The organism is Thermomonas hydrothermalis, assembly GCF_900129205.1.
Lineage (GTDB): Bacteria > Pseudomonadota > Gammaproteobacteria > Xanthomonadales > Xanthomonadaceae > Thermomonas > Thermomonas hydrothermalis.
In genome coordinates this window covers 50,429-50,846 of the sequence record NZ_FQUK01000017.1, presented here as the reverse complement: position 1 = coordinate 50,846, position 418 = coordinate 50,429, and the positions used below count along the sequence as shown (strand labels likewise).

1 protein-coding gene is annotated in these 418 nt (G+C 62.9%); it reads right to left on the bottom strand.

Going from position 1 to position 418, the window contains the following annotated elements:
• Positions 1-29 precede the first annotated feature (29 nt).
• Positions 30-317: an exonuclease domain-containing protein gene (locus tag BUA29_RS06425; RefSeq protein ID WP_084602379.1), complete on the bottom strand. Its 288-nt coding sequence runs from the start codon at positions 315-317 to the stop codon at positions 30-32.
• Between the last annotated feature and the right edge of the window lie 101 nt (positions 318-418).

Sequence of the window (418 nt, the reverse complement as noted above, 5' to 3'; positions counted from 1 at the left end):
CCCCGTCACCCTTGGCTCCATGCTCCCCATCAGACATGAACCGTTTCCACTGGAATCGCGATTGAGCCCACGTAGCGCGCCAGTTCCCGATAGACCGTGCGCGGGTCGTCGCCGTCGCGCTCCAGGATTTCGCGCGTGTAGCCATGCACCCGGGAGGCTTCGGGTGGAATATCCGTGCCGTGGTTGAGCAGCCGACGAAACGGCGCCCCTTCGGCCTGCCAGCCGCGCATGCGCTGCGCAGCGATTTCGACGACGAAGATGGGCGCGTGCAGACCGGTGGTTTCGGTGTCGATCAGACACCAGGAGAAATCAGTCATTGTTTCTCGGATCCCTGCCGATGATGCGAACGTGGTCGTCAACGTCGAGCTCCTCCAGATTCGGCACCGGTCTTAGATCGAGCTCGGTGAGCGGGTTCCCC